22 protein-coding genes are annotated in these 21110 nt (G+C 65.6%); 7 read left to right on the forward strand and 15 right to left on the reverse strand.

Going from position 1 to position 21110, the window contains the following annotated elements; translation table 11 throughout:
* Positions 1-18: 18 nt before the first annotated feature.
* The 9 genes from ABE464_RS05100 to ABE464_RS05140 form a co-directional block, all read right to left on the reverse strand.
* Entirely contained in the window at positions 19-771 is a 753-nt protein-coding gene (locus tag ABE464_RS05100) for a sulfite exporter TauE/SafE family protein (RefSeq protein ID WP_346471026.1), read from the reverse strand.
* A 9-nt stretch (positions 772-780) separates the two neighbouring features.
* A complete protein-coding gene (pip, locus tag ABE464_RS05105) occupies positions 781-1728 on the reverse strand; it encodes a prolyl aminopeptidase (RefSeq protein ID WP_346471027.1) in 948 nt (315 codons plus the stop codon).
* Positions 1729-1797: 69 nt separating this feature from the next.
* Positions 1798-2064 (reverse strand): hypothetical protein, encoded by a 267-nt coding sequence (locus ABE464_RS05110; RefSeq protein ID WP_070474049.1) that lies wholly within the window; start codon positions 2062-2064, stop codon positions 1798-1800.
* Positions 2061-3407 carry a TFIIB-type zinc ribbon-containing protein gene (locus tag ABE464_RS05115; protein WP_346471028.1) on the reverse strand — a complete coding sequence of 449 codons (1347 nt, stop codon included), beginning with the start codon at positions 3405-3407 and terminating at the stop codon, positions 2061-2063. Before ABE464_RS05115 ends, ABE464_RS05110 begins: the two co-directional genes overlap by 4 nt.
* A gap of 21 nt (positions 3408-3428) precedes the next feature.
* Positions 3429-4568: an SPFH domain-containing protein gene (locus ABE464_RS05120; RefSeq protein ID WP_346471029.1), complete on the reverse strand. Its 1140-nt coding sequence runs from the start codon at positions 4566-4568 to the stop codon at positions 3429-3431.
* A 126-nt stretch (positions 4569-4694) separates the two neighbouring features.
* Positions 4695-4973 (reverse strand): hypothetical protein, encoded by a 279-nt coding sequence (locus ABE464_RS05125; RefSeq protein WP_346471030.1) that lies wholly within the window; start codon positions 4971-4973, stop codon positions 4695-4697.
* A 129-nt stretch (positions 4974-5102) separates the two neighbouring features.
* Entirely contained in the window at positions 5103-5486 is a 384-nt protein-coding gene (locus tag ABE464_RS05130; RefSeq protein ID WP_346471031.1) for a nuclear transport factor 2 family protein, read from the reverse strand.
* Positions 5487-5535: 49 nt separating this feature from the next.
* Complete coding sequence (locus tag ABE464_RS05135) at positions 5536-6639, reverse strand: alkene reductase (RefSeq protein WP_346471032.1); 1104 nt, start codon at positions 6637-6639, stop codon at positions 5536-5538.
* A 53-nt stretch (positions 6640-6692) separates the two neighbouring features.
* Complete coding sequence (locus ABE464_RS05140) at positions 6693-7274, reverse strand: TetR/AcrR family transcriptional regulator (protein WP_346471033.1); 582 nt, start codon at positions 7272-7274, stop codon at positions 6693-6695.
* A gap of 275 nt (positions 7275-7549) precedes the next feature.
* Between ABE464_RS05140 and ABE464_RS05145 the strand changes: the two genes are divergently transcribed.
* The gene (locus tag ABE464_RS05145; RefSeq protein WP_346471034.1) at positions 7550-8176 is read left to right on the forward strand and encodes a sigma-70 family RNA polymerase sigma factor; all 627 of its coding nucleotides are present in this window, start codon (positions 7550-7552) and stop codon (positions 8174-8176) included.
* Positions 8173-8847 carry a ChrR family anti-sigma-E factor gene (locus tag ABE464_RS05150; protein ID WP_346471035.1) on the forward strand — a complete coding sequence of 225 codons (675 nt, stop codon included), beginning with the start codon at positions 8173-8175 and terminating at the stop codon, positions 8845-8847. The genes ABE464_RS05145 and ABE464_RS05150 overlap by 4 nt, the downstream gene beginning before the upstream one ends.
* A gap of 4 nt (positions 8848-8851) precedes the next feature.
* Here ABE464_RS05150 and ABE464_RS05155 read toward each other — a convergent pair whose 3' ends face one another.
* From ABE464_RS05155 to ABE464_RS05170, 4 genes are all read right to left on the reverse strand, one after another.
* Positions 8852-10624, reverse strand: a complete 1773-nt coding sequence (locus ABE464_RS05155; protein ID WP_346471036.1) for a sensor domain-containing phosphodiesterase — start codon at positions 10622-10624, stop codon at positions 8852-8854.
* A 124-nt stretch (positions 10625-10748) separates the two neighbouring features.
* A complete protein-coding gene (locus ABE464_RS05160; RefSeq protein WP_346471037.1) occupies positions 10749-12335 on the reverse strand; it encodes an SDR family oxidoreductase in 1587 nt (528 codons plus the stop codon).
* 162 nt (positions 12336-12497) lie between these two features.
* Entirely contained in the window at positions 12498-12689 is a 192-nt protein-coding gene (locus tag ABE464_RS05165) for a hypothetical protein (RefSeq protein WP_346471038.1), read from the reverse strand.
* A 6-nt stretch (positions 12690-12695) separates the two neighbouring features.
* Entirely contained in the window at positions 12696-12941 is a 246-nt protein-coding gene (locus ABE464_RS05170) for a hypothetical protein (protein ID WP_346471039.1), read from the reverse strand.
* 180 nt (positions 12942-13121) lie between these two features.
* On the opposite strand from ABE464_RS05170, the gene ABE464_RS05175 reads away from it, so the two are divergent.
* The 5 genes from ABE464_RS05175 (at position 13122) to ABE464_RS05195 (ending at position 18393) form a co-directional block, all read left to right on the forward strand.
* Positions 13122-13670: a sugar dehydrogenase complex small subunit gene (locus ABE464_RS05175; RefSeq protein WP_346471040.1), complete on the forward strand. Its 549-nt coding sequence runs from the start codon at positions 13122-13124 to the stop codon at positions 13668-13670.
* A gap of 47 nt (positions 13671-13717) precedes the next feature.
* Entirely contained in the window at positions 13718-15358 is a 1641-nt protein-coding gene (locus ABE464_RS05180) for a GMC family oxidoreductase (protein WP_346471041.1), read from the forward strand.
* On the forward strand, positions 15355-16752 hold the full coding sequence (locus ABE464_RS05185) for a cytochrome c (protein ID WP_346471042.1): 1398 nt from the start codon (positions 15355-15357) through the stop codon (positions 16750-16752). The genes ABE464_RS05180 and ABE464_RS05185 overlap by 4 nt, the downstream gene beginning before the upstream one ends.
* Positions 16749-18020 (forward strand): carbohydrate porin, encoded by a 1272-nt coding sequence (locus tag ABE464_RS05190; RefSeq protein WP_346471043.1) that lies wholly within the window; start codon positions 16749-16751, stop codon positions 18018-18020. The genes ABE464_RS05185 and ABE464_RS05190 overlap by 4 nt, the downstream gene beginning before the upstream one ends.
* 127 nt (positions 18021-18147) lie before the next feature.
* Entirely contained in the window at positions 18148-18393 is a 246-nt protein-coding gene (locus tag ABE464_RS05195) for a hypothetical protein (RefSeq protein WP_346471044.1), read from the forward strand.
* 44 nt (positions 18394-18437) lie between these two features.
* Here the strand turns inward: ABE464_RS05195 and ABE464_RS05200 are convergent, their stop codons facing one another.
* A complete protein-coding gene (locus tag ABE464_RS05200; RefSeq protein ID WP_346471045.1) occupies positions 18438-19685 on the reverse strand; it encodes an arsenic transporter in 1248 nt (415 codons plus the stop codon).
* Positions 19686-19716: 31 nt separating this feature from the next.
* A complete protein-coding gene (locus ABE464_RS05205) occupies positions 19717-20976 on the reverse strand; it encodes an MFS transporter (protein ID WP_346471046.1) in 1260 nt (419 codons plus the stop codon).
* Between the last annotated feature and the right edge of the window lie 134 nt (positions 20977-21110).

Below are 21110 nucleotides of genomic sequence, written 5' to 3' on the forward strand. Positions count from 1 at the left end.
ACCGATAGCCGAGCCCGCTCACCGCCAGCCCAGCAACGCCGGCAACGACGAAGCCAGCAGCGCGATTCCCGACACCGTCAGCACACTGAGCACGATCTGCCGGAAGCGCAGGTCGCTGATGCCGATATACAACCGCGTCCCCAGCAGCGTGGGAATCAGCATGGCCGGCGCAACGATGGCGAACATCGGCAGCATCTCGCGGGTGACGATGCCGGTGCCTACATAGGTGCCCATGGTCACCAGCAGCATGGACAGGTTGAAATTCTGGACCACCGAGCGCTGCACATCGCGCTCGTAACCGCGCAGCGTGCACCACAGCGTCGGCAGGGTGCCGGTAAAGCCACCCAGCCCCCCCATGATGCCGCCCGCGAAACCCACCACGCCATCCGCTGCACGCCCGCCCGCGGTAACACGCGGCAGCTGAGGTGACAGCAGCATCGCCGGGCACCACAGCACCAGCAAGGTTCCCAGGATTGCCTTGAGCCAGTTCGTGTCGAGCATGGGCAGCAGATAGACGCCCACCGGGATCCCGGCCAGTCCGCCGAGCACGAAAGGCAGCAGGGTCTTCAGATTGAAACCGCGGCGCACGGTGAACGCCGCCAGCAGCTGGCCGGTCAGTGCACCGAACACCGACAGCGTCGCGGCCAGCTTGGGGTCGAGCACCCAGGCCCAGAAGGACAGCGCCACCAGCCCGAAAGCGAAGCCGGAGAGTCCCTGCACAAATCCCGCCACGATGGCACCCAGCGCCACCACCAGGTAGATCGAATCCACGATGTCCCCTTACTGTGCGTCCGCGAACGCATCCGTTGCGCGCACCAGTGCATCCACGGTTGTCGGTTCGGTTGCGCTGTGACCGGACACCACCATCTGCAAGGAGGCCTCGGGCCAAGCGCAGGCCAGGTCCCACGCGCTGCGCGCCGGGCAGATGATGTCGTAGCGGCCCTGCACGATCACGCCCGGCAGATGTCGGATGCGGTCGATATCACGCAGCAGCTGCCCATGATCGAGGAAGGCATGGTTGCGGAAGTAGTGCGCTTCGATGCGCGCCTTGGCCAGGGTGTGCAGCGGATCATCACTGGAGATGGCATCGACGTCGTGGACCAGCGTGGCGGCATGATCTTCCCACCCCAGCCACGCCTGCGCCGCGGCGATGCGGGTCGCGTCGTCCGGGCTGTCCAGACGCCGCCAGTACGCCTCGATCATGTCGTCGCGTTCTTCTCGCGGGATGTAGGCCTCGTAGCGCGCCCAGCGCTCGGGAAACACCCAGCGCGCACCACCATCGGCCTCGGCGAACCAGCGGTTTTCTTCAGCGCGGCCGAGATAAACGCCACGCACGATGATGCCGGTCGCACGGTCCGGATGCGCCTGTGCGTAAGCCAATGCCAGGGTCGAGCCCCAGGAGCCACCGAACACCAGCCAGCGCTCGATGCCGAGCAGGGTGCGGATCGTCTCGACATCCGCGACGAGGTGCTGCGTGGTGTTGTCGCGCAGTTCGCCGAACGGCAGGGAACGGCCGCTGCCACGCTGGTCGATCAGGACGATGCGATAACGTGACGGATCGAAGAAGCGCCGGTGGGTTGGCGATACGCCGGCGCCCGGACCACCATGCAGGAACACCACCGGGATGCCCTCTGGATTGCCGCATTCCTCAACGAACAGGGTGTGCAGGTCATCGACCGCCACCTGATGGGTGCGGAAGGGCGTGATCGGCGGATAGAGCGTGCGCATGATGGGGGCCTACGGAAAACTGACCCCACATGATAACGCCCGCATTCGTCCGGCCACGCCCGAGATGCGTCACAGGGGCGGCGGGCTGTCCCTGTCCCGCTGAACGCGGGTCCGGTACGCGCGGACGTTATCACCGCGGATGCGGCGTTCCTGGGTGCCGGTAATCGTATCCACCTTGCGGTCCGCGCCGGTCACCGGCTTGGCGTCGATGGTCGTTTCATGCTCGAACGCATGCGACTTATCGGTGTTGCGGTAGTAACGGTACAACGCCCAATACAACGCCGTCGCACCGGCCGGGCCGGCGGCAAGCAGCCAGAGTCCACTGTCATCGCTCATGAGGCAGCTACCAGGAAGAAGAGAACAAGGGCTTCAATGATCGTGCCGGTGGTGAGCGCGGCCAGCAGCAGCTTCCACTGCTGCACCGGCACGCTGCCCATGGTTTCACCGGTACGGCCATTGACCGCGATGTAGTGCAGCATGCCGCCATTGCGGCCCGGCTGGTGATACGAGTACAGCCACACGGGCAGGTACATGGAGACCCAGCGGGTGCCATGCACATCCACCCGTTCGCGTTCCCAGCGCACACCGCGGTCGTAGCGGCGTACCGAGCCTTCTACCTGCGCACGCGCGATCGACAGCAGCTGGTCTTCCAGGCGCGGGCGCAGTGTCTCGACATCCACGTTGCGCTTTTCCGAGGTGAAGCCGGCCAGATAGGAGGCGTTCCACTTCAGGGCGTTCTTGGTGTCGAAGGGCAGGATCGCGTTGATGATGTTGTTGGTATTGGTCTGCGTGTCCAGGTTGCCGCGCTCGGCCGAGGATTCCATCGTCAGATCGTCCACGGTGAAATCCACCTGGCGGTCCACCTGGTAGATGTCAGCGTCGTAGTACGTTTTCTTGTTCTTTTCCGTGCCGCGCGTGTACTGCCGCGTCTGGATCTCGCCCTTGCCCGACACGCTGGCGCTGACATTGCTGTCCACGATCATGTAGGGCAGATAGACGCCGGTGACGTTCTCCGGCGTGAACTGGTCCTTGAACGCTTTGAGCGCAAACAGACGGCGCTTGTCCACGAACTGACGGATCCGCGCAACGGCATCGTCCTTGCTGATATGGAACGGCAGAACCGCATCGGGCACCGCGCCATTGGAGATCTGTTCGTTGACCCCGAACACATGGCGGCACCAGTGGCAGCGGGCGGTCATCGTGCTTTCGGTATTGATCGTGACTTCGGCGCCGCAACCGGTGCACTTGAAGCTCATCAGGCTGGCGGTATCGGCGGCGATGTCACGCGCGCCCGAGGCGATGACGGTGCCGCGCAGCTGATCGATGCCTTCGCCAAACCCGAAGGCCTCTTCGACACGTTCGCCATGCCATTCGTGACGGCAGAACTGGCAGACCAGCACATCGCTGCCGAGCTTGAGCCGGATATCGCTGGAACCGCACTTCGGGCAGCGGTTCAGGCCGTCCTTGAGTTCGGCCGCCGAGGTATCCAACGCCACCGGGTCCGGCGCCTGCAGCTCATCGCGGATGGGTTGGGGCAGGGTGGCTGGATCCAGCGGGAAGCTGCCCGGCAGTGGCGGCACATCCCGGGGCGAGCCCGGGCCAGTGACCGGCGCCGCGGGAGATGGCGGCAACGGCGGCGGAACCGCCGGAATCGGCGGTGGAATCTTGGGGTCGGACATGGTGTCGGTGCGCTCGGTGTCTTACAGCCCCAGCGCCTTGGCCTTGAGCTTGTCGTAGTCGTCCTGGGTGATCAGGCCGAGGTCCAGCATTTCCTTGGCCTTCTTCAGCTTGGCGACCGGATCTTCCGCCGCCGGCGCGACCGGCTGCTGCATGCCGCCGACCCCGAGCATGCCCGAGGCCATGCCTACACCGACCAGGCCCGCCGCACCGCCGTTCTCGCCGGCCGACTGGATGCCCTGGGCCACGCTGGCCTGCAGGTTGGAGTTGCCACGCGAGCCGGCCAGGGCATCGGCGCGCTGGACGGTCTTGAGCAGTTCACGGGTATTGGCGTCGTACTCGATCGAGACGATGGCGGTCTTGACGATGGCCAGGCCACGGTCGGACTTCCACTGGTAGCCCTGCTCGACGGCAGCGGACAGGCTCTGCGCAAAGCCGAGCGAATCCTGCTGCAGCTTGGTGATGCGGTTGCCCTTGCCCGGGTCGTTCGTATACAGGCTGAAGGCCGGCGCGAGCGAGCCCACCACTTCATTGAACAGCTGGCTGGCGGCCGCGTTGTCCAGATCGGTGAAGTCGAACACCTGGCCGGGCTGCAGGTAGCTGGCGGGTACGAAATTTTTCACGAACAGGATCGGATCGACGATCTTCAACGTATACGAGCCGCGCGTGACCGCGCCGACCTGCGTATTGAGGAAGCCATCGTCCCAGTAGATTTCAGACTGCGTGCCGAAACGGTTGTCCGGCAGTTCCTTCAGCGAGACGAAGAATGCCGCCTGCTGCGAACCTGGCTGGCCGCCGAACTTGAAGCGTTCCCAGCTCTGCTTGATCAACGGGCTGACGAAACCGTCGCCGGCGAAGATCGACTGCGAATTGGTATCGTCCGAGCGCCATTCATAGCCGCCCGGTTCGGCCACGAAGCCGGTGATGGCGCCGTCCTGGAACAGCAGCAGGCCGTAGCCTTCGGGCACGACGATCTTCGAGCCGTTGGTGATGATGTTGGAGGAGGCGCTGGTGTTGGAGCCACGACCGGCATTGGTGCCGCGCGGCACCGCCGCAAACAGCGCTGCCGTGGAGGGCAGGCCCGTCGGCACGGTGTAGAAATCCTTCCACTGGTCGGCCAGAACACCACCGACTGCCCCTGCCACTGCCTGACGAAGACCCATGACACACTCCCTGCGATTCGTGGACGGGCACCGTGCCCATCGTGCTTGCCGCACTATATCAGCAGCCAGCGCACCGGTAGCGGCCCAGGGCAGGGGACTGGCGCGTGTGCGGACGCCCGGGGCAGATCAGCCGGGCAGGTCGCACTTCAGCTTGCCGTCGACGTAGTACGGCTTGGGCACATTCGGGTTCTCGCTGGTCCTCTCGAAAACTACTTCGAACGAGTCCATATCCGGCGTGCCTTTGCGGTCGGTACACGCCTCCTGCAGTTTCTTCTTCACCGCCGCAATCCCGGCATCGCGATTGGCGCCGTCGGCGCTGTTGGTCAGATTGGCAACGTCGGCGAACGCCACCGGGCTGGCGGCGAGCAGGCAGCCTGCGAACATCGCGGCACACAGCTTCTTCATCACAACTCCTTTCAGTGATCGCGGCCTGTGACCGGCCGGGATCGTCAGCATAAGGAGCGTCGGTTAAGACCGTGTCGCGTGCTGGGTGTGCAGGCCCTCGCGGAGGCCTGCACCGTGTCGCTGCCAGATTCAGGCGCTGGTATGTGTGTGGTAGATCTTGCTGACGACCGTCCAGCGACCGTCCACTTTCAGCAGATTGAAGAAATCCGTGAAGCGGAAGCCGGAGATGTCGTCGGTATCGACCCTGGCATTGGCCGCCGTGCCGACGATGTCGATGCGCGCGATCGCGGCACGCGCCTCAGGCGATGGACGAAATGCCGTGTCGATGGTGTCGAACAGACCCTGGATGGGGCCGCCGACGAGTGCATTGTCTGCATCAACACCGAAGATCGTGGCGTGCTCGCTGAAGGCGGGCTTCATGATGCTGCTCTTTGCCTGTTTGCCACCTTCGTTGTACTGGTTCAGTACGTCGACGATGGCGTTGTAGTCCTGCACGTAGGTCGGGTTGCTCATGGTGAGTCCTCTGGGGGTTGGGATGTGGCGTGGGGGAGGGGGCGCAGCATCATTCGCTTGCAGTGGGCCAGTCGGTGTAGCCCTTGGCGCCACCGCCGTAATAGGAATCGCGCGGTGCGATGGTCAGCTGCGTACCGCGACGAAGGCGTTCGACGAGGTCCGGGTTCGAGATGAACAGCCGACCGAACGCGACCGCATCGATGCGGCCCTCGGCACGACGCGAGATGGCCATCTCCAGGTCGTAGTTGTTGTTGCCGATGAAGGCGCCGTTGAACGTGGCACTCAAGGCATCCAGGTCGACGCCCTCGGGAACGCTGCGCGAGGTTGCGGTCGCGCCCTCTACAAAATGCAGATAGGCCAGGTTGAAGCGGTTCAATTGCTCGATGACGTAGCCGTAGGTCGCCATGACCGTGCTGTCCGGCGGGGTGTTGCCCGCATCTGGCGTGACCGGTGAGAGACGGATGCCAACACGATCGCCGCCCCAGATGTTCACGACGGCTTCGGTGACCTCCAGCGTCAGCCTGGCGCGGTTCTTGATCGAGCCACCGTAGCCATCGGTGCGATGGTTGGTGGAATCACGCAGGAACTGGTCCAGCAGATAGCTGTTGGCCGCATGGACTTCCACACCATCAAAGCCGGCGCGCTGTGCATTGCGGGCAGCCTGCTCGAACTGGGCAACGATCCCGGGGATCTCATCGGTCTCCAAGGCGCGCGGCATCGAAACCGGCACGAAGCCATCGGCGGTGTAGGTGTCGCCGTCGGCCTTGATCGCCGACGGCGCGACCGGTGCCTGGCCATCGGGCTGAAGGGCCACGCTGGAAAACCGCCCGACGTGCCAGAGCTGGCTGACGATCTTTCCGCCGGCGGCATGGACCGCATCGGTGACCTGTGTCCAGCCAGCCACCTGTGCATCAGTCCAGATGCCGGGTGTGGCCGCATACCCACGCCCTTGGGCCGAAATGTTGGTCGCCTCGGCGACGATCAACCCGGCAGTGGCGCGCTGGGCGTAATACGTGGCGTGGAGCGCATTGGGAACACCGTCTTCGCCGTAGCGGCTGCGGGTGATCGGCGCCATGACGATACGGTTGGCCAGCTGGAGTGCACCCATATGGGTGGGTGCGAAGAGGTCGGTACGGGACGCAGTGTCCATCATCGAAAAGGAGCCTTTATATGTGACCGGTCGTCTAGTAGCCGGGTAAAACCAGGTCACGACAGCAGGGTGCGTGACGCGGCCAGTGCGGTGTCGAACGGGGCAGTGGAGTCGTTGAGCTTGGCCAGCAGCGAGGCGCCCAGCCAGAGTTGATACAGCGATTCGGCCAGCTCCGGGGCGGGGATGGCCGGGGAGATCGAGCCGTCGGCCTGACCGCGTGCGGCACAACGGGTGATGCGTTGGATGATCGCGTCGGTGCCCTTTCTGAGTACCGTGCGCATATCCTCGGACAGATCGCACATCTCGGGGCCGAGTTTGACTACCAGACACTTGTCGTCGGGGAAATCCGAGCCCTGCGTATCTTTCCAGTACTGGAAGTACGCCACCAAGCGCTCTGCGCCGGAGCCCTCTGCGGTCAACAACCGATCGACCGTGGCCAAGTATGCGGAGAAGTATTCGTCCAGCAGGGCCAGGCCGAACTCCTCCTTGGATTTGAAGTAATAGTAGAACGAGCCCTTCGGCACCCCGGCAGCCGCGACGACCTCGGCCAGGCCCACGGCCGTATACCCCTTGCGAGTCATCAGCGCGCGGGTGACGTCGAGAATGTGCTGGCGCGTTTCGTGGGCGGGCTTCTTCATGGCCCTCACGATACGCTCCATCTGACCGGTCGTCTAGTATCGTCGCTGATGCGGGCGGGCAAGCATTCAGCCCCGCCCAGCCGCGCATGAATCCGGGAGGTCCGCGATGATGATTGGCAGCGAGTCTTGTCCAGACGCCCTTGAGATCGCGTGAAGCCACAGCGCCCACACCTGGCGCCCGCACGACGCGCAGGGGGGAGTGCATCCAAACCGCGCGGCCGTCCGTAAACACGGCCATGAACCCCATGTCCCCGATCTGCCGGAACTCGCCTACGATGGACACTGACCCGTCCACCGCCAGGATGACGCCGTTCGAGGCTGCCCGGATGATTGCCGTTCCCGCTCAACCCAACCCGGAGCTGAAAACCTGGGCGGCCGACATGGCCGGCGTCGCCACGTCGCGCGATCGAGAGTGCTTCATGCGCATCTACGATCACTTCATGCCGCGCCTGTGCCGCTATCTGAGTGGGTTGGGGGCGCCCGATGGCGTGGCCGAGGATCTGGCCCAGGAAGTGCTGCTGAAACTGTGGAACCGGGCCGAGCTCTATGATCCGGCGCGCAGCAGCCTGGGCACGTGGCTTTATCGGGTGGCGCGCAATCTGCATATCGACCGGGTACGTCGCGAACATATCTGGGTGCATGCCCATGAGGTGGTCGAGCAGGCGGCGGAGGAAGAGGACGGCGGCGGCTCGCTGGCCGAACGGCATACCGAGCACGTCAGGCTCAAGCAGCGGCTGGACGAACTCTCCGCAACGCAGGCCCGATTGATCCGGATGTCCTACTTCGAAGCAAAAACCCACGCCGAGATCGCCAACGAGCTGCATATGCCATTGGGCACCGTGAAGTCCCATATCCGACGTGCGTTTCTTCAGCTGCAGTCCTTGATGGGAGAGCGGCAGTGAACCCTCGTCACCATCTGGATCCGACCACCGTCCTGGGCTTTGCTACCGGGACCTTGGCCGCGGAAATGTCCGTGGTCGCCGCCGCGCATCTGGAAGCCTGCGCCCACTGCCGGCAGCACCTGCGCTCGGCCGAGCGGGTGGGCGGGCTGCTGCTGGAGCAGCAGTTGTCGCCGCCTTCCGCAGAGGATCGGCAGGCCGCGCTGCGGCAGACCATGCTGGAGCGTCTGGATACTGTCGCGCCTGCGGGTGGCGTGCATGACCACACGGTGGCGCGCAGCGCCGCCGGTCACGATCCGGATCAACTGCCGGCCGCGCTGGCACCGCATTTCGGGACGTCCTACCGTTCGCTGAAGTGGCGGTGGATGGCGCCGGGCGTTCACTGCATCCGTGCACCCGCGCACCCGTCGTTGATCATGCTCAAGATCGCCCCCGGCAAGTGCCTGCCCATGCACAGCCATGGCAACAGCGAACTGACCCAGATCCTCAGGGGCGCCTATGACGATTCGCTGGGGCATTTCGCCCCCGGTGATGTGGCCGATCTGGACAGCGACGTCGAGCATCAGCCGGTGACGACCCCGGGCGTGGCGTGCATCTGCGTGTCGGCACTGGATGCGCCGCTGGTCTTCAGTGGCTGGTTTGCCCGGAAACTGCAGCAGGTGTTCAAACTCTGACGGGCTACGGCGTGATCGTGGCCTGTTTGAACACCTGCATCACCGCTGCCGGGGGCATGGGGCGGGCAAGCAGGTAGCCCTGCACCTCGTCGATGCCCATTTCTGCCAGTGCCTCCAATTGCGCCTGCTGTTCGACCCCCTCGGCAACGGTGAGGTAGCCGAGCTCGTGGGCAAGGTGATGGATGGCCGAGACCTTGGCACGTGCGCGCCCGCTGCTGGCGACGCCATCGATCAGCGACTTGTCCAGCTTCACGGTGTGGATGGGCAGGTCGGACAGGTAGCTGAAATTGCTGTACCCACTGCCGAAGTCATCGATCGCCACCGTGATGCCGGCCTGCGCCATCGCCGCGATGTGGCCGATGGCCGGCGATCCCGGGCGCAGCCATTCGCCCTCGGTGATCTCCAGCTCGATCATCGAAAACGGCAGCGACCGGTGCTCGAGCTTGCTGCGGATGTCATGCCAGGCCGAGGGGTTGGACAGATAGCTGCTGGACAGATTGATCGAGACGGGGATGTCCTGCCCTTGAGCCCGCCACGCCTGGACCTGATCCAGCGCGGTCTCCAGGACCCAGTTGGTCACCTCGTCCATCAGCGCCGTCCGCTCGAAAACCGGAATGAACTCGCCCGGGCTGATCGGCCCCAGGGTGGGGTGGCTCCACCGGATCAACGCTTCGGCCGAGACCGGGCGCCGACCGTCCAGGGTGAAGCGGGGCTGGTACTCCAGGTGGAAGTCACCGGCCTGCAGCCCGCGTTCGGCATCCGAGGCCAGGCGGTAGGCGCGGTGCATCGTGTCGTCGCGCTGTTCGGAGTACCAGCAGAATGGCTGCCGCGCGTCGAACGCGCCGTGCATGCTCACCAGCAGCCGCCGCAGCAGGTCGTGGCTGTCTTCTTCATCCGGATAGACCGCACAGATGCCGGCATGGAAACGGGGGGACATCGGGACCGCGGCGGCCATCAGCGGACGCAACATGCGCGTCCTCAACTCCAGGATCAGCGCCTCGACCTGTGCCGCGGCCGGCATGTCGACCACGAAGGCGAACCGGGTCACCCCGACGTGGTACACGGTCGCGACGTCCTCCAGCGCGGTGCGCAGCCGGACGCCGGCACGCCGGATCAGGGCTTCCAGCGGGCGCAGGCCCAGCACCTGGCCCACCTGGTTGGCCCGCGGAATGTCGAGGATGTCCACCGCAACGGCATACGCCGTTCCTTCGGCGCAGCGCGCAAGGATACCGGGCAGATCCGCATGGAACTGATGCCGGCTGGGCAGGCCGCTGACCGGGTCCAGCCGGCCGGACATCGCGCGGAGTTCCAGTTGCGCGATCACCAGCTCCGCCAGTGTGGCCAGTTGCGCCTGATCGCCCGGCTCGAACGTGCGCGGACGAGTGTCCATGATGCACAGAGCGCCGATGGGTACGCCGTTTCTGGCCACCAAGGGGGCGCCCGCATAGAAGCGCAGATGCGGGCGGCCCGTGACCAGCGGGTTGTCCCGGAAGCGGGGGTCCTGCTGGAGATCGGGCACCACCAGCACCCCCTCGGCGGTGACGGCGTGGGCGCAGATCGAAGCGCGGATGTCGGTCTGCGCCATGGGCAGGCCGATCCGGGAAACAAAGCGCTGCTGCACATCCCCAAGGATGGAGACGAATGCCACAGATGCGCCAAAGGTGTAGCTGGCCAGCGCGGTGATCCGGTCCAGCGCGGGCAGCGACTGGACGCCATCGATCTGCATGGCGCTGAGTATCGCGTTGCGTTCGTCGCGTTGTGAGGTGGGGGGACTCATCGTGGTTCGACTGGAAGGACGGAGGCCATGGCCGAAGCCGGAAAGGTGGGCCTCCTGTCCCTTGCCACGCGAACCGGTGGCGTTCCATGCACGCTATACGAACGAAATGCGCCCGTGGATGCGCTTACCAGTCGGTGGGCGCGTAGTCCTTCAGGAACTGGCCCCACACGTGCTCGCCACTGTTGATGCCGTGGATGATCGGATCGACGATGCGCGCGGCGCCATCAACGATATCCAGCGGCGGATGGAAGCGCTCTTCCTTGACCTTCTTGGCCGCGATATCCGCCGGATCCTCGTCGGTCACCCAGCCAGTGTCCACGCTGTTCATGTGGATGCCGTCGTTCTGGTAATCGGCCGCCGAGGTGCGCGTCATCATGTTCAGCGCGGCCTTGGCCATGTTGGTGTGCGGGTGGCGGGTGGTCTTGAAGTTGCGATAGAACTGCCCCTCCATCGCCGAGACGTTCACAATGTGCTTGTCACGCCCGGGCGTGCGCAGCATCAGCGGCTTCAGGCGCGCATTGATGATGAACGGCGCGATGGCGTTGACCAGCTGGGTTTCCAGCAGTTCCACCGAAGGCACCTCAGCCATCAACATGCGCCAGGAATTGCGACCGCGCAGATCCACCTGCTGCAGGTCCTGGTCCAGCCGGCCGTCCGGGAACAGATGCTGCTGGGCCACCAGTTCGTCATCCAGCAGCGGTACCTGTGACAGCTCGGCGGCGCGGGTCAGGCCGTTGGCGGCGTTGAAGTCTCTCCCCTGGACCATCGGCAGCGCGGCCGAGGCCGTCGTGCCGAGCAGCTCTGCACTGCGCAGCCCCTCGTAGTCGCCGATCAGCTGGCGCAGCGCATCGGGCACCTCATGCAGCGGCGCGGTTTCGCCGGCCATCATGTGCGCATAGAACTGCGGCGGGCGGCGGACCGTCTGGCAGGCGTTGTTGATGATGAAATCCAGCCGCGAGCGCGTGGCCAGCAGCTCGTTGCAGAACGCTTCCACGCTGGGGGTATGGCGCAGGTCCAGACCGTACACCTGCAGGCGGTGACCCCACTGCGCGAAATCGGGCTCTTCGGCGTAGCGCGCCGCGGAGTCACGCGGGAAGCGCGTGGTCACGATCAGCTCGGCACCGGCGCGCAGCAGCTTCAGGCCCGCCTGGTAGCCGATCTTGACCCGGCCGCCGGTGAGCAGTGCGACGCGGCCGGTGAGGTCGGCCGTCTCGGTGCGCTTGAAGAAGTTCAGTTCGGCACAGGCCGGGCACATCTGGTCATAGAAGTGATGCAGCTGGGTGAACTTCTGCTTGCACACGTAGCAGTGGCGCAGCTCGGGGGAATGCACTGGCGCCGGGCTGGCCTCCGCGTTCTCTCCGTTGGACGCGTCATGCAGGCCGGCGGCGTGCGGGGGGAAGTAGTTCGGGGTGCTGAACACCGGCTTGCGGCGCAGCGCACGGATACCAGTCTGCTCCAGCAGCGCCTCGGCCTTGGCCACTTTTTCCTGATGGCGGGCCTTGGCCTGCTGCTTCAGCTTCGCCCGGCGGGCCTTGGGCTCGGGGTGGTAGACCTTGGCGACGACCTGATGCAGGCGGACGCGATCGGCCTCGGGCAGCGTATCGAGCACGCTGCGGTCGGCTTCGATGGCCTCCAGCAGGTCCAGCGCGGTGCGCAGGCGGTCGGTCAGGGGCTGGTCGTCATCGGCAAGGGGCAGGGCGGTGGTATTCAATTCGGATCCGGGAGGCAGCAGGAAAACGGGCATGGGGCGCCGCGCGATGGCCCCGACAGGGGCATCCGCCAGCAGCCCGGGGCTTACGGTGGGCCGCTATTGTCCCTGATCCTGCGTCTGCCTGCTTTCCCGTTGCCACCAACCTGAATGGAGCCCCGCCACTCAGTGCCCGAGTGACGCCTGAAGCGCTGTCGCCAGCGCCGCGTCACCGTTTACCAGCTCCGCCCATTTCAGGGTCACCCCGTTCCGCTTGCCCTTCGGGACCAGCCTCAGGCCTTCCGGATCGAGGGTGAGAGTGTAGCGCTCGTCTCCGATCTGGACTTCCCGGCGAAGGGGTTTATCGAGTGGCGTCATGACGGCCTACCGCTTCGGCGGCGAGTCACGCGTCGGCTCTGCGGGGGTTTCTGCGCCATGCCCGGAATCCTGCGCCTCGGAGGCCGCCGTTCCACTGCCACCGCCGGGCACGTTCCGCGAGGACGCGTCGCCCGCCGGTGCAGGTGCAGGCTGCTCGATGGTATCGGCGTGCTTGCCCTGATCGGTAGGCTCGGCCTGATTGCAGGCTGACAACGCCAACGCCGCGACGGCACTGAACAACACGGTTCGCATGGCGATTCTCCGGAACTGAGACAAGCCAGCGTTGTAGCGCTGATGCCGTTCGCGGTACGTGAGTCTTCATTTATCACTCTGTGACGACACAACGGGGGAGTACCCTTGCCGCCGTCGATGCTTAGCCGTTCCGTGGTCTGCGGGCGGGGAGCCGGCGTGTTACGGAGCAGAGTTGAGATCATGAGTATTCCCGAGGGAGTGGAAGAGAATCGGCAGCGGCAAGGCCTCACACGAAGAGGTTTTCTTCTTGCGGTCGGTTCGGTTTCGTTGCTCGCGGCGTGCCGTGACAAAGCGCCCGCCGCGGCCACCCCTGCTGCTGCCGCAGCGCCCGCGGCCAAGGCCGATACCGCGTTCCTTGGCCTCTCTCACGCCCTCACCGGCAAGAACGATCTGGACCCGGCCACGGCCGAGCGCATCGAGCGGGCGTTCGCCCATCTTCAGCCCGATCTGCATGCACAGTTCCCCACCTTGGTCACACTGGCAGGGCAGGTGACTGGCGCGCAGGCACTGATCGCGGCGGCGGGCGATGCAAAACCGGCCGCCTTGGCGATCATCACCGCGTGGTACACGGGCACCGTGGGCAAAGGCGTGCATGCCGTGACCGTCTCCTACCGCGATGCGCTGATGCAGCGCTGCGTGGACGACGGCCTTTCCCCACCGACGTATGCCCAAGGTGGTCCTGCCTGGTGGACGGCGGCGCCTCCGGCCCCTATTCGAGCACGCGCCTAAGTCCGCGCGGCCTTCTCTCTCTGTTGTTCTAGATCTGGACTCCTCTCATGAAAGCTCCGGTTTTCCGTGATGGCGATGCCGATGCCGACGTCGTGATCGTCGGTTCTGGCGTGGTCGGTGCGTTGATCGCCCACCAGTTGGTGCGTGCTGGAAAATCCGTGCTGGTGCTCGAAGCCGGGCCGCGCCTGAATCGCTCCGACGTTGTTGAAAACTGGCGCAACGTCAGCTTCGAGCGGCGCATCGGCAGCGACTTTCAGGGGCCGTACCCGCAATCGAAGTTCGCTACCGCGCCGCTGTACTTCCCGGCCAACGATTACGTCGGCCTGACCGGCCCCGATGCCAGCAGCTTCCACCAGGGCTTCATCAAGGCGGTCGGTGGCACGACCTGGCACTGGGCGGCCTCCTGCTGGCGCCATCTGCCGGTCGACTTCAAAATGCAGTCCGCCTACGGGGTGGGACGCGATTGGCCGATCAGCTACGAGGACATCGAGCCTTACTACTGTCGCGCCGAGGAGGCCATGGGTGTCTCCGGGCCGAACGACCCGGCGCAGCAGAGCCCATCAGAACGGTCCAAGCCGTACTTGGCCGACATGATTCCATGGGGCAACGGTGACAAGGTATTCGCCGACGTCGTCAATCCGCACGGCTACAACCTGGTGCCGATTCCGCAGGGCCGCATGATCAAGCCCTGGAATGATCGTCCGGCCTGCTGTGGCAACAACAACTGCCAGCCGATCTGCCCGATCGGTGCGATGTACAACGGCGTCCATACCGTGCAGGCCGCCGAGGCGCTGGGTGCCAAGCTGCTGGCCGAATCGGTGGCCTACAAGATCGACACCGACGCGCAGAACCGGGTGACCGCCATCCACTGGTATGACAGCGACAAGGTCAGCCACAAGGCCACCGGGCGCAGTTTCGTGATCGCCTGCAACGCACTGGAAACGCCGCGCCTGCTGTTGCTCGCCGCCAACGAACAGAATCCGAACGGCATCGCCAATTCGTCCGATCAGGTCGGGCGCAACATGCTGGACCACTCCGGCTTCCATTGCTCCTTCATTGCGGACCGGCCGATCTGGCTGGGGCGTGGCCCCGCGCAGTCCAGCTGCATGGTCGGGCCACGCGATGGCGCGTTCCGGTCGGAGTATTCGGCCACCAAGATCATCCTCAACAACATCAGCCGGGTGGCGATCGCCACCGACCAGGCGTTGAAAATGGGGCTGGCCGGTGAGGCACTGGACGCGGAAATCCGACGCCGCGCGATCTACGGCGTGGACCTGTCGATCAGCCTGGAGCCGCTGCCCGATCCGACCAACCGCCTGACGCTGTCCAAGACCCGGGTCGATGGCCACGGTCTTGCCTGCCCGGACATCCATTACTCGCTGGGCGATTACGCGCGCAAGGGCTACGACAAATCCTGCGAGCAGCTGCGGCACATCGGCAAACTGTTCAACGCCGAAGAATTCGTGATCACCACCGCGCTCAATGCCAACAACCACATCATGGGCTCGACCATCATGGGCGCCGATCCGCGCGATTCCGTGGTCGATGGCGATTGTCGCGCGCATGACCACCCGAACCTGTGGCTCCCGGGTGGCAGCGCGATGGTCTCGGCCAGCGTCGTCAACAGCACCCTGACCATGGCAGCACTGGCCCTGCGCGCGGCCGATGCCATCGAGCGTTCGGCATGAAGACGCTTGTGCTCATCGCAGTCGGCCTGCTGGTTGGCGCCATGCAGACCGCGCGCGCCGACGATATGCTCGAACGCGGGCGCTATCTCTCGGTCGCGGCGGACTGCGTGGCGTGCCATACCAATCCGAAACAGGGCAAGCCCTACGCCGGCGGCTACGCGATCGCCTCGCCGCTGGGCGAGATCTGGGCGAGCAACATCACCCCGTCCAAGACTCATGGCATCGGCACCTATAGTGAAGCCGATTTCGCCAAGGCGGTTCGCGAGGGCGTGCGCAAGGACGGCGCCCACCTGTATCCAGCCATGCCGTACACCTCCTACGCCAAGCTGACCGACGAGGACGTCCACGCGTTGTATGTCTACTTCATGCAGGGCGTAGCACCGGTTGACGAGGAGGCGCATACGACCGAGCTGCCGTTCCCCTTCAGCGTGCGCTCCTCCATGTCCGTCTGGAACCTGCTGTTCCTGGACAAGACGCCGTTCAAACCCGATCCAGCGAAAAGCGCGCAGTGGAATCGCGGTGCCTACTTGGTCGAGGGGCTGGCCCACTGCTCCAGCTGCCACAGCCCGCGCGGGCTGATGATGCAGGAGGTGGGCGGCAAAGCCTTCGCCGGTGGTTCGCTGGGCGACTGGTATGCCCCCAACATCACCTCCCATCCGATCAGCGGGATCGGCGGCTGGACCGATGACGAACTGGCTCAGTACCTGAAGACCGGCCGCGTGGCGGGCAAGGGCCAGGCCGGCGGCGGCATGGCCGAGGCGGTGAGCAACAGCCTTTCCAAGCTTCGCGATGAGGACATCAGCGCGATCGTGACTTACCTGCGGACGGTGCCGGCGGTGGCCGACAAGGACGCCACCCGCGCGGCCTTTGCCTGGGGCGATGCCACCGCCGCGCCGGGCGAGCCTGCGATTCGCGGCACGGACGCGCCCATCGCCTCGGGTGCCGTGCTGTATTCCGGCCTCTGCGCCAGCTGCCATGGCTCGCGAGGCGAGGGCGGCAAAGATGGCTACTACCCGTCGCTGGTGCACAACAGCACCGTGGGGATGGTCCAGCCACAGAATCTGGTCGCCACCATCCTCGGCGGCATCGACCGCGACGTGGATGGCGAACATGTACTGATGCCGCATTTCTCCGAGGGCTCGTACGTACAGGCGCTGAGTGACGCGGACGTCGCGGCGGTCGCCACGTACGTGCGGACCACCTTCGGTCCCGGCGACCAGGTCACCGAAGCGCAGGTCGCGTTGATCCGGGAGGGTGGTGAGAAGCCACTGCTGGCCAAGATCGCGCGCCTGTGGCTGCCGTTGTTGATCCTCGGGCTTGCCGCCTTCGTGGGGGTGATCCTGCTGGTGCGACGTGTCTGGAAAAAACGCAGGCAGCGGAGGGCGTCGGCATGACGCGTAACGCTCTCCTGATTGGCCTGGCGCTGGTGGCCTCCGCAGCGAACGCGCCGGCAAGGGCGGCTGAATCAGGCCCCTCCAAACCCGCGCCGGTGGACACCATTGCCCAGACACCGCTCAGCGCCGACTGGGCGGCCCGGATCTGGCTGCAGGATCGGGGTATCACGCCGAGCGCGCGTATCGTGGTTGCCACCGGCGTCAACAGCGACGGCTACAAGGGCACCGGCTGGTCCACCGCCGAGCACGTCGATTTCGGCGCCATGATCGATACCGGCAAGGCCTTCGGCTTCGACGGCACGATGCGGGTGGTGTTCTCCGACCGCTTCGGCAATGCGGTCAATGACCGCTCGACCGGCTCGTACGTGCAGAATCAGGCGTTCTATGGGCAGGGCCAGAACCTGCGCTTCAACGAACTCTCCTATGAGCGCTGGCTGCTGGACAAGCGGCTGAGCCTCAAGGGCGGTTTCTATTCGATGGGCAATGATTTCGGCGGGCTGCCCTATACCTGCAACTTCAACAACAACGGCCAGTGCGGCCATCCGCTGGGCCCGATCTACAGCTCCGGCTGGCTGGACAACCCGACCGGCCAGTGGGGCCTGCGGGTGAAGTGGGCCGATCCTTCCGGCTGGTACGCGCAGACCGGTATTTACGATGTCGTGCCGATGCGCAAGCAGGAGGGCAGTGGCTTCCGCGTGTCCGACCGTGGCAAGACCGGCCTGTTCCTGCCCGTGGAAGTGGGCTACAGCCACGGCAACACCGGGCAGCATTACGGTGGCACCTACAAGGTCGGCTATTACCTGGACACGTCCAACGCGGACGACATCGGCAATCCGGCCGCACCGCGGGCGTCGCATCGCAGCGGTTCGTATATCCAGCTGGCGCAGCGCGTGCTGAAACCCGAAGGCGACACCGTGCGCGGTCTGTCGGTATTCGGCGTGGCCACGCGTGCGGATGCCAAGACCGGTCTCATGCGTTACTCGTGGGAGGCCGGCCTGAGTTGGCGCGGCGTGGTGGCCTCACGCGAGGATGATGTGCTCAGCCTGGCGTGGACCCGGCTGGACATCTCTGATCGTCTTGCCCAATACCAGCGCATCACCGGCAAGGACGTGCAGAGCAACGAGCAGTTCGTGGAACTCAACTACGGGGTGCAGGTCACTCCGTGGCTTATCCTGAGGCCTGCGGTGCAGTATGTCGCGCGCCCCGGGGCATACGAGAGCCGACCGGATAGCTGGGTGTTCACGCTGCAGGCGCAAGCCACGCTGTGATCACGCGACACGGTCGTCCAGTGCACGCACGCTCCACATCGGGATCAATAAAGTGGGTGCCACTTCATCGAGGCTGGCACGCGTGAACCTCCAGACGACCGTTTCCCTTCCGTTTCCCCGTCGCGCGATGCCCGACAGCTGCCAGTTCGACCTGCTGGATGTAAACGCGCTTCAGGACCCCTGCAGCGGCCGCATCGTCCACCTGTATTCGATGGTGGCGCGATGCCTGTCCTGTGAGGTGATCTTCAAGGCGCAGGAAGGGGCGGGCTTTGTCAGCACCTCGGCCGCGCGGGTACTGCGTTGCCCGACCGGTTGCGGGCAGCAGTCGCTGAAAGCCGCCACGCTGCGCCAGTGGACGCCGAAGGCCGCCTGAAAAGAGGGCATGCGTCACCGCATCGCAGGGGTGACACGCGATCGTCAGAGCAACAATAGCGCCGCGATCAGTGCCGGCGGCATCACCAGCATGCCCAGTTTAAAGAACTGCAGGGCGCTGACGTTCTCGCCCTCCCGACGCAACGCGACCAGCCACAGCATCGTCGCCAGCGATCCGGTCACCGACAGGTTCGGCCCCAGGTCCACGCCAATGAGCAGCGCCGCGCGGGTGTGCGCCGGCAGCTCTGCCATCTGCCCCAGCGAGCCAGCCACCAGCCCAATGGGCAGGTTGTTTGCCAGATTGCTGGCCACCGCCGCCGCGATCCCCGCGACCCAGCTGGCCTCGGAGGGCGAGCTCCGCGCGAGTGCGTCCAATGCGTGCGCCGCCGTGCGGATCACCCCGGTCTGGGCAACGGCTTCCACCAGCACGAACAGGCCAGCCACCAGGGGCAGCACCCCCCAGGCGACATGACGCAGTATTGGCAGCGGGCTGCGACGCTGGCGCAGGCGAACCGCCGCCAACGTGAGCGCACCGGCGCAGAAGGTCGTCAAACCGAGCGGGCCGTTCATCGCCGAGGTCACCAGCAGTACGACGCCGGTGAGCCCGACACCGATGGCGCACAGGCGACCGCCCTCGGACAGGGCGCGGTGCTCGATCCGCTCCGCCAGCGGATGCGCGATCTCACGGCGCTGAGCCAGACGCAGTACCAGATACGTCATCGTGATCGCGGCCAGCGACGGCAGGCTGAACTGCCGCAGCCACTCCGGCAGCGAGGGCATGTGGCTGCCGAACACGACCAGATTGGCGGGGTTGGAGATCGGCAGCACGAAGCTGGCCGCGTTGGCAATGAACGCGCAGACGAACAGGTACGGCAGGGGATTGGCCCGGGCCGCTTTGCAGGCGGCGTAAACCGCCGGTGTGAGCACCACGGCGGTGGCGTCGTTGGACAGGAAAATGGTCACCAGCGTGCCGACCAGGAAGACCAGGTCGAACAGCCGCCGTCCAGAACCTTTGGCATGCTGGACGGCATACATGGCCAGCCAGTCGAACAGCCCCTCGTGACGCGCCAGCTCGGCCAGCACGATCATGCCGATCAGGAACAGGTAGACGTCGCCGCCTTCCGCCACTGCCCCAAGGGCCGTCGGCACGGGAACCAGGCCGGTCGCCACCAGCAGCACGGCCGCGCCCAGCGCCCAGACATATTCGGGGATGCGCCAGGGACGGAAGATGACACCGCTGGTGGCAACGGCGGTCACCATCCAGATGATCAGGGAGGTTGTGGGAACGTGCATTGATGGCTCAGGAAAAACGCAGGGGCTGGCGTCAGGTCGCGTCCGTCGGTGCAGCCACCGTCGAAACGCGGCCCGTGTGAGGTCGGGTCTCCGGCAGGGTCATTGCCAGCACGAAGGCCACCGCTGCAATCGCTGCCAGGGTCAGGAACGCGACATCATACCCAGCGAACTGCACGATCACCCCGGCCAGCCCCGGGCTGAGTGCAGCGCCCAAGCCGAAGACCGTCGAGACCGCCCCGAGGGTCACATTGAACCGGCCGGTGCCTTGGGTCAGATCACTGACCATGACCGGGAGCAGCGCCCCGAAAATGCCGGCCCCGATGCCATCCAGCAGCTGCACGCCAAGCAGCCAGGCCGGTGCATCGGACAGTGGATAGAGCAGGCCACGGATGGGCAGGATCAGGAAGCCGGCCAACAGCAAGGGCCTGCGTCCCCAGTCGTCGGCGCGCCTGCCCACCAGCATCGCGGCCGGCACCATGACCAGTTGCGCCGCGACGATGCACGCCGCCGTCAAGGTGGTGGCCAGCGCCGGGCTGGTGTGGGAGAGCTTCTGGCCGACCAGCGGAAGCATCGCCGCGTTGGCCAGATGGAACAGCGCGCAGCACGCAGCCAGCGTCAGCAGGGTGCGGTCGCGCAGCAGCAGGCCTGCAGACGACGGCCCCGGTTGGCGCTCCTGGCCGGCGGGCAAGCCGCGCGCCCGCTCGTGGTCGATGGCCTTGGCCGGGATCATCAGCACCGCGGCCACGCTGGCCAGGGTCAGTGCGGCCATCAGATAGAACACGACGACCGGGCCCCCGATGTAGGCCAGACCACCAGCCAGCAGCGCCGCAACGGCGTTCCCTGCGTGATTGAAGGTCTCGTTGCGACCCATGCGCTGGGCGAACGCCGGAGGCCCACCGATGCCCAGCGAGATGGCCGCGATCGCCGGGGCAAAGACGGTGCCGGCGACGGCGCTGACGGCCTGGGTGACGGCGACGAGCGAAAAGGAGGTGGTCCACGGCAGCACGAGGCAGCTGCCCGTGACCAGAAGGGCGGCGATGACGACGGTAGCCCGCTTGGCGTTGACCCGATCCATCAGCGCGCCCGCCGGCGTCTGCGCCAGCAGCGCAGCCAGCCCCGCGACCGTCATCACCAGGCCGATGCTGGCCGGCTCCCATTTGTGTACGGCCAACAGGTAGATCGCAAGATAAGGCCCCAACCCATCCCGCACATCGGCCAGGAAGAAGTTCACGCCATCGAGCGCGCGATCCGCCGAGCGCACGGACAAGGGGGCAGGGGAAGGTGGGCTCACGTGCGTTGGCTCGATGCTCGCTGGGTCAGCCCCGATGCCGGTGGGGCGCGCATGTTATGCGCGTCCGCCTGTGATGGTTGTGTTGCGTCACACATGGAAGAGCCCCGGAATCTCCAGGGCTCTGGGTACTACGT

This window comes from Stenotrophomonas sp. TWI587, assembly GCF_039674145.1.
Lineage (GTDB): Bacteria > Pseudomonadota > Gammaproteobacteria > Xanthomonadales > Xanthomonadaceae > Stenotrophomonas > Stenotrophomonas maltophilia_AY.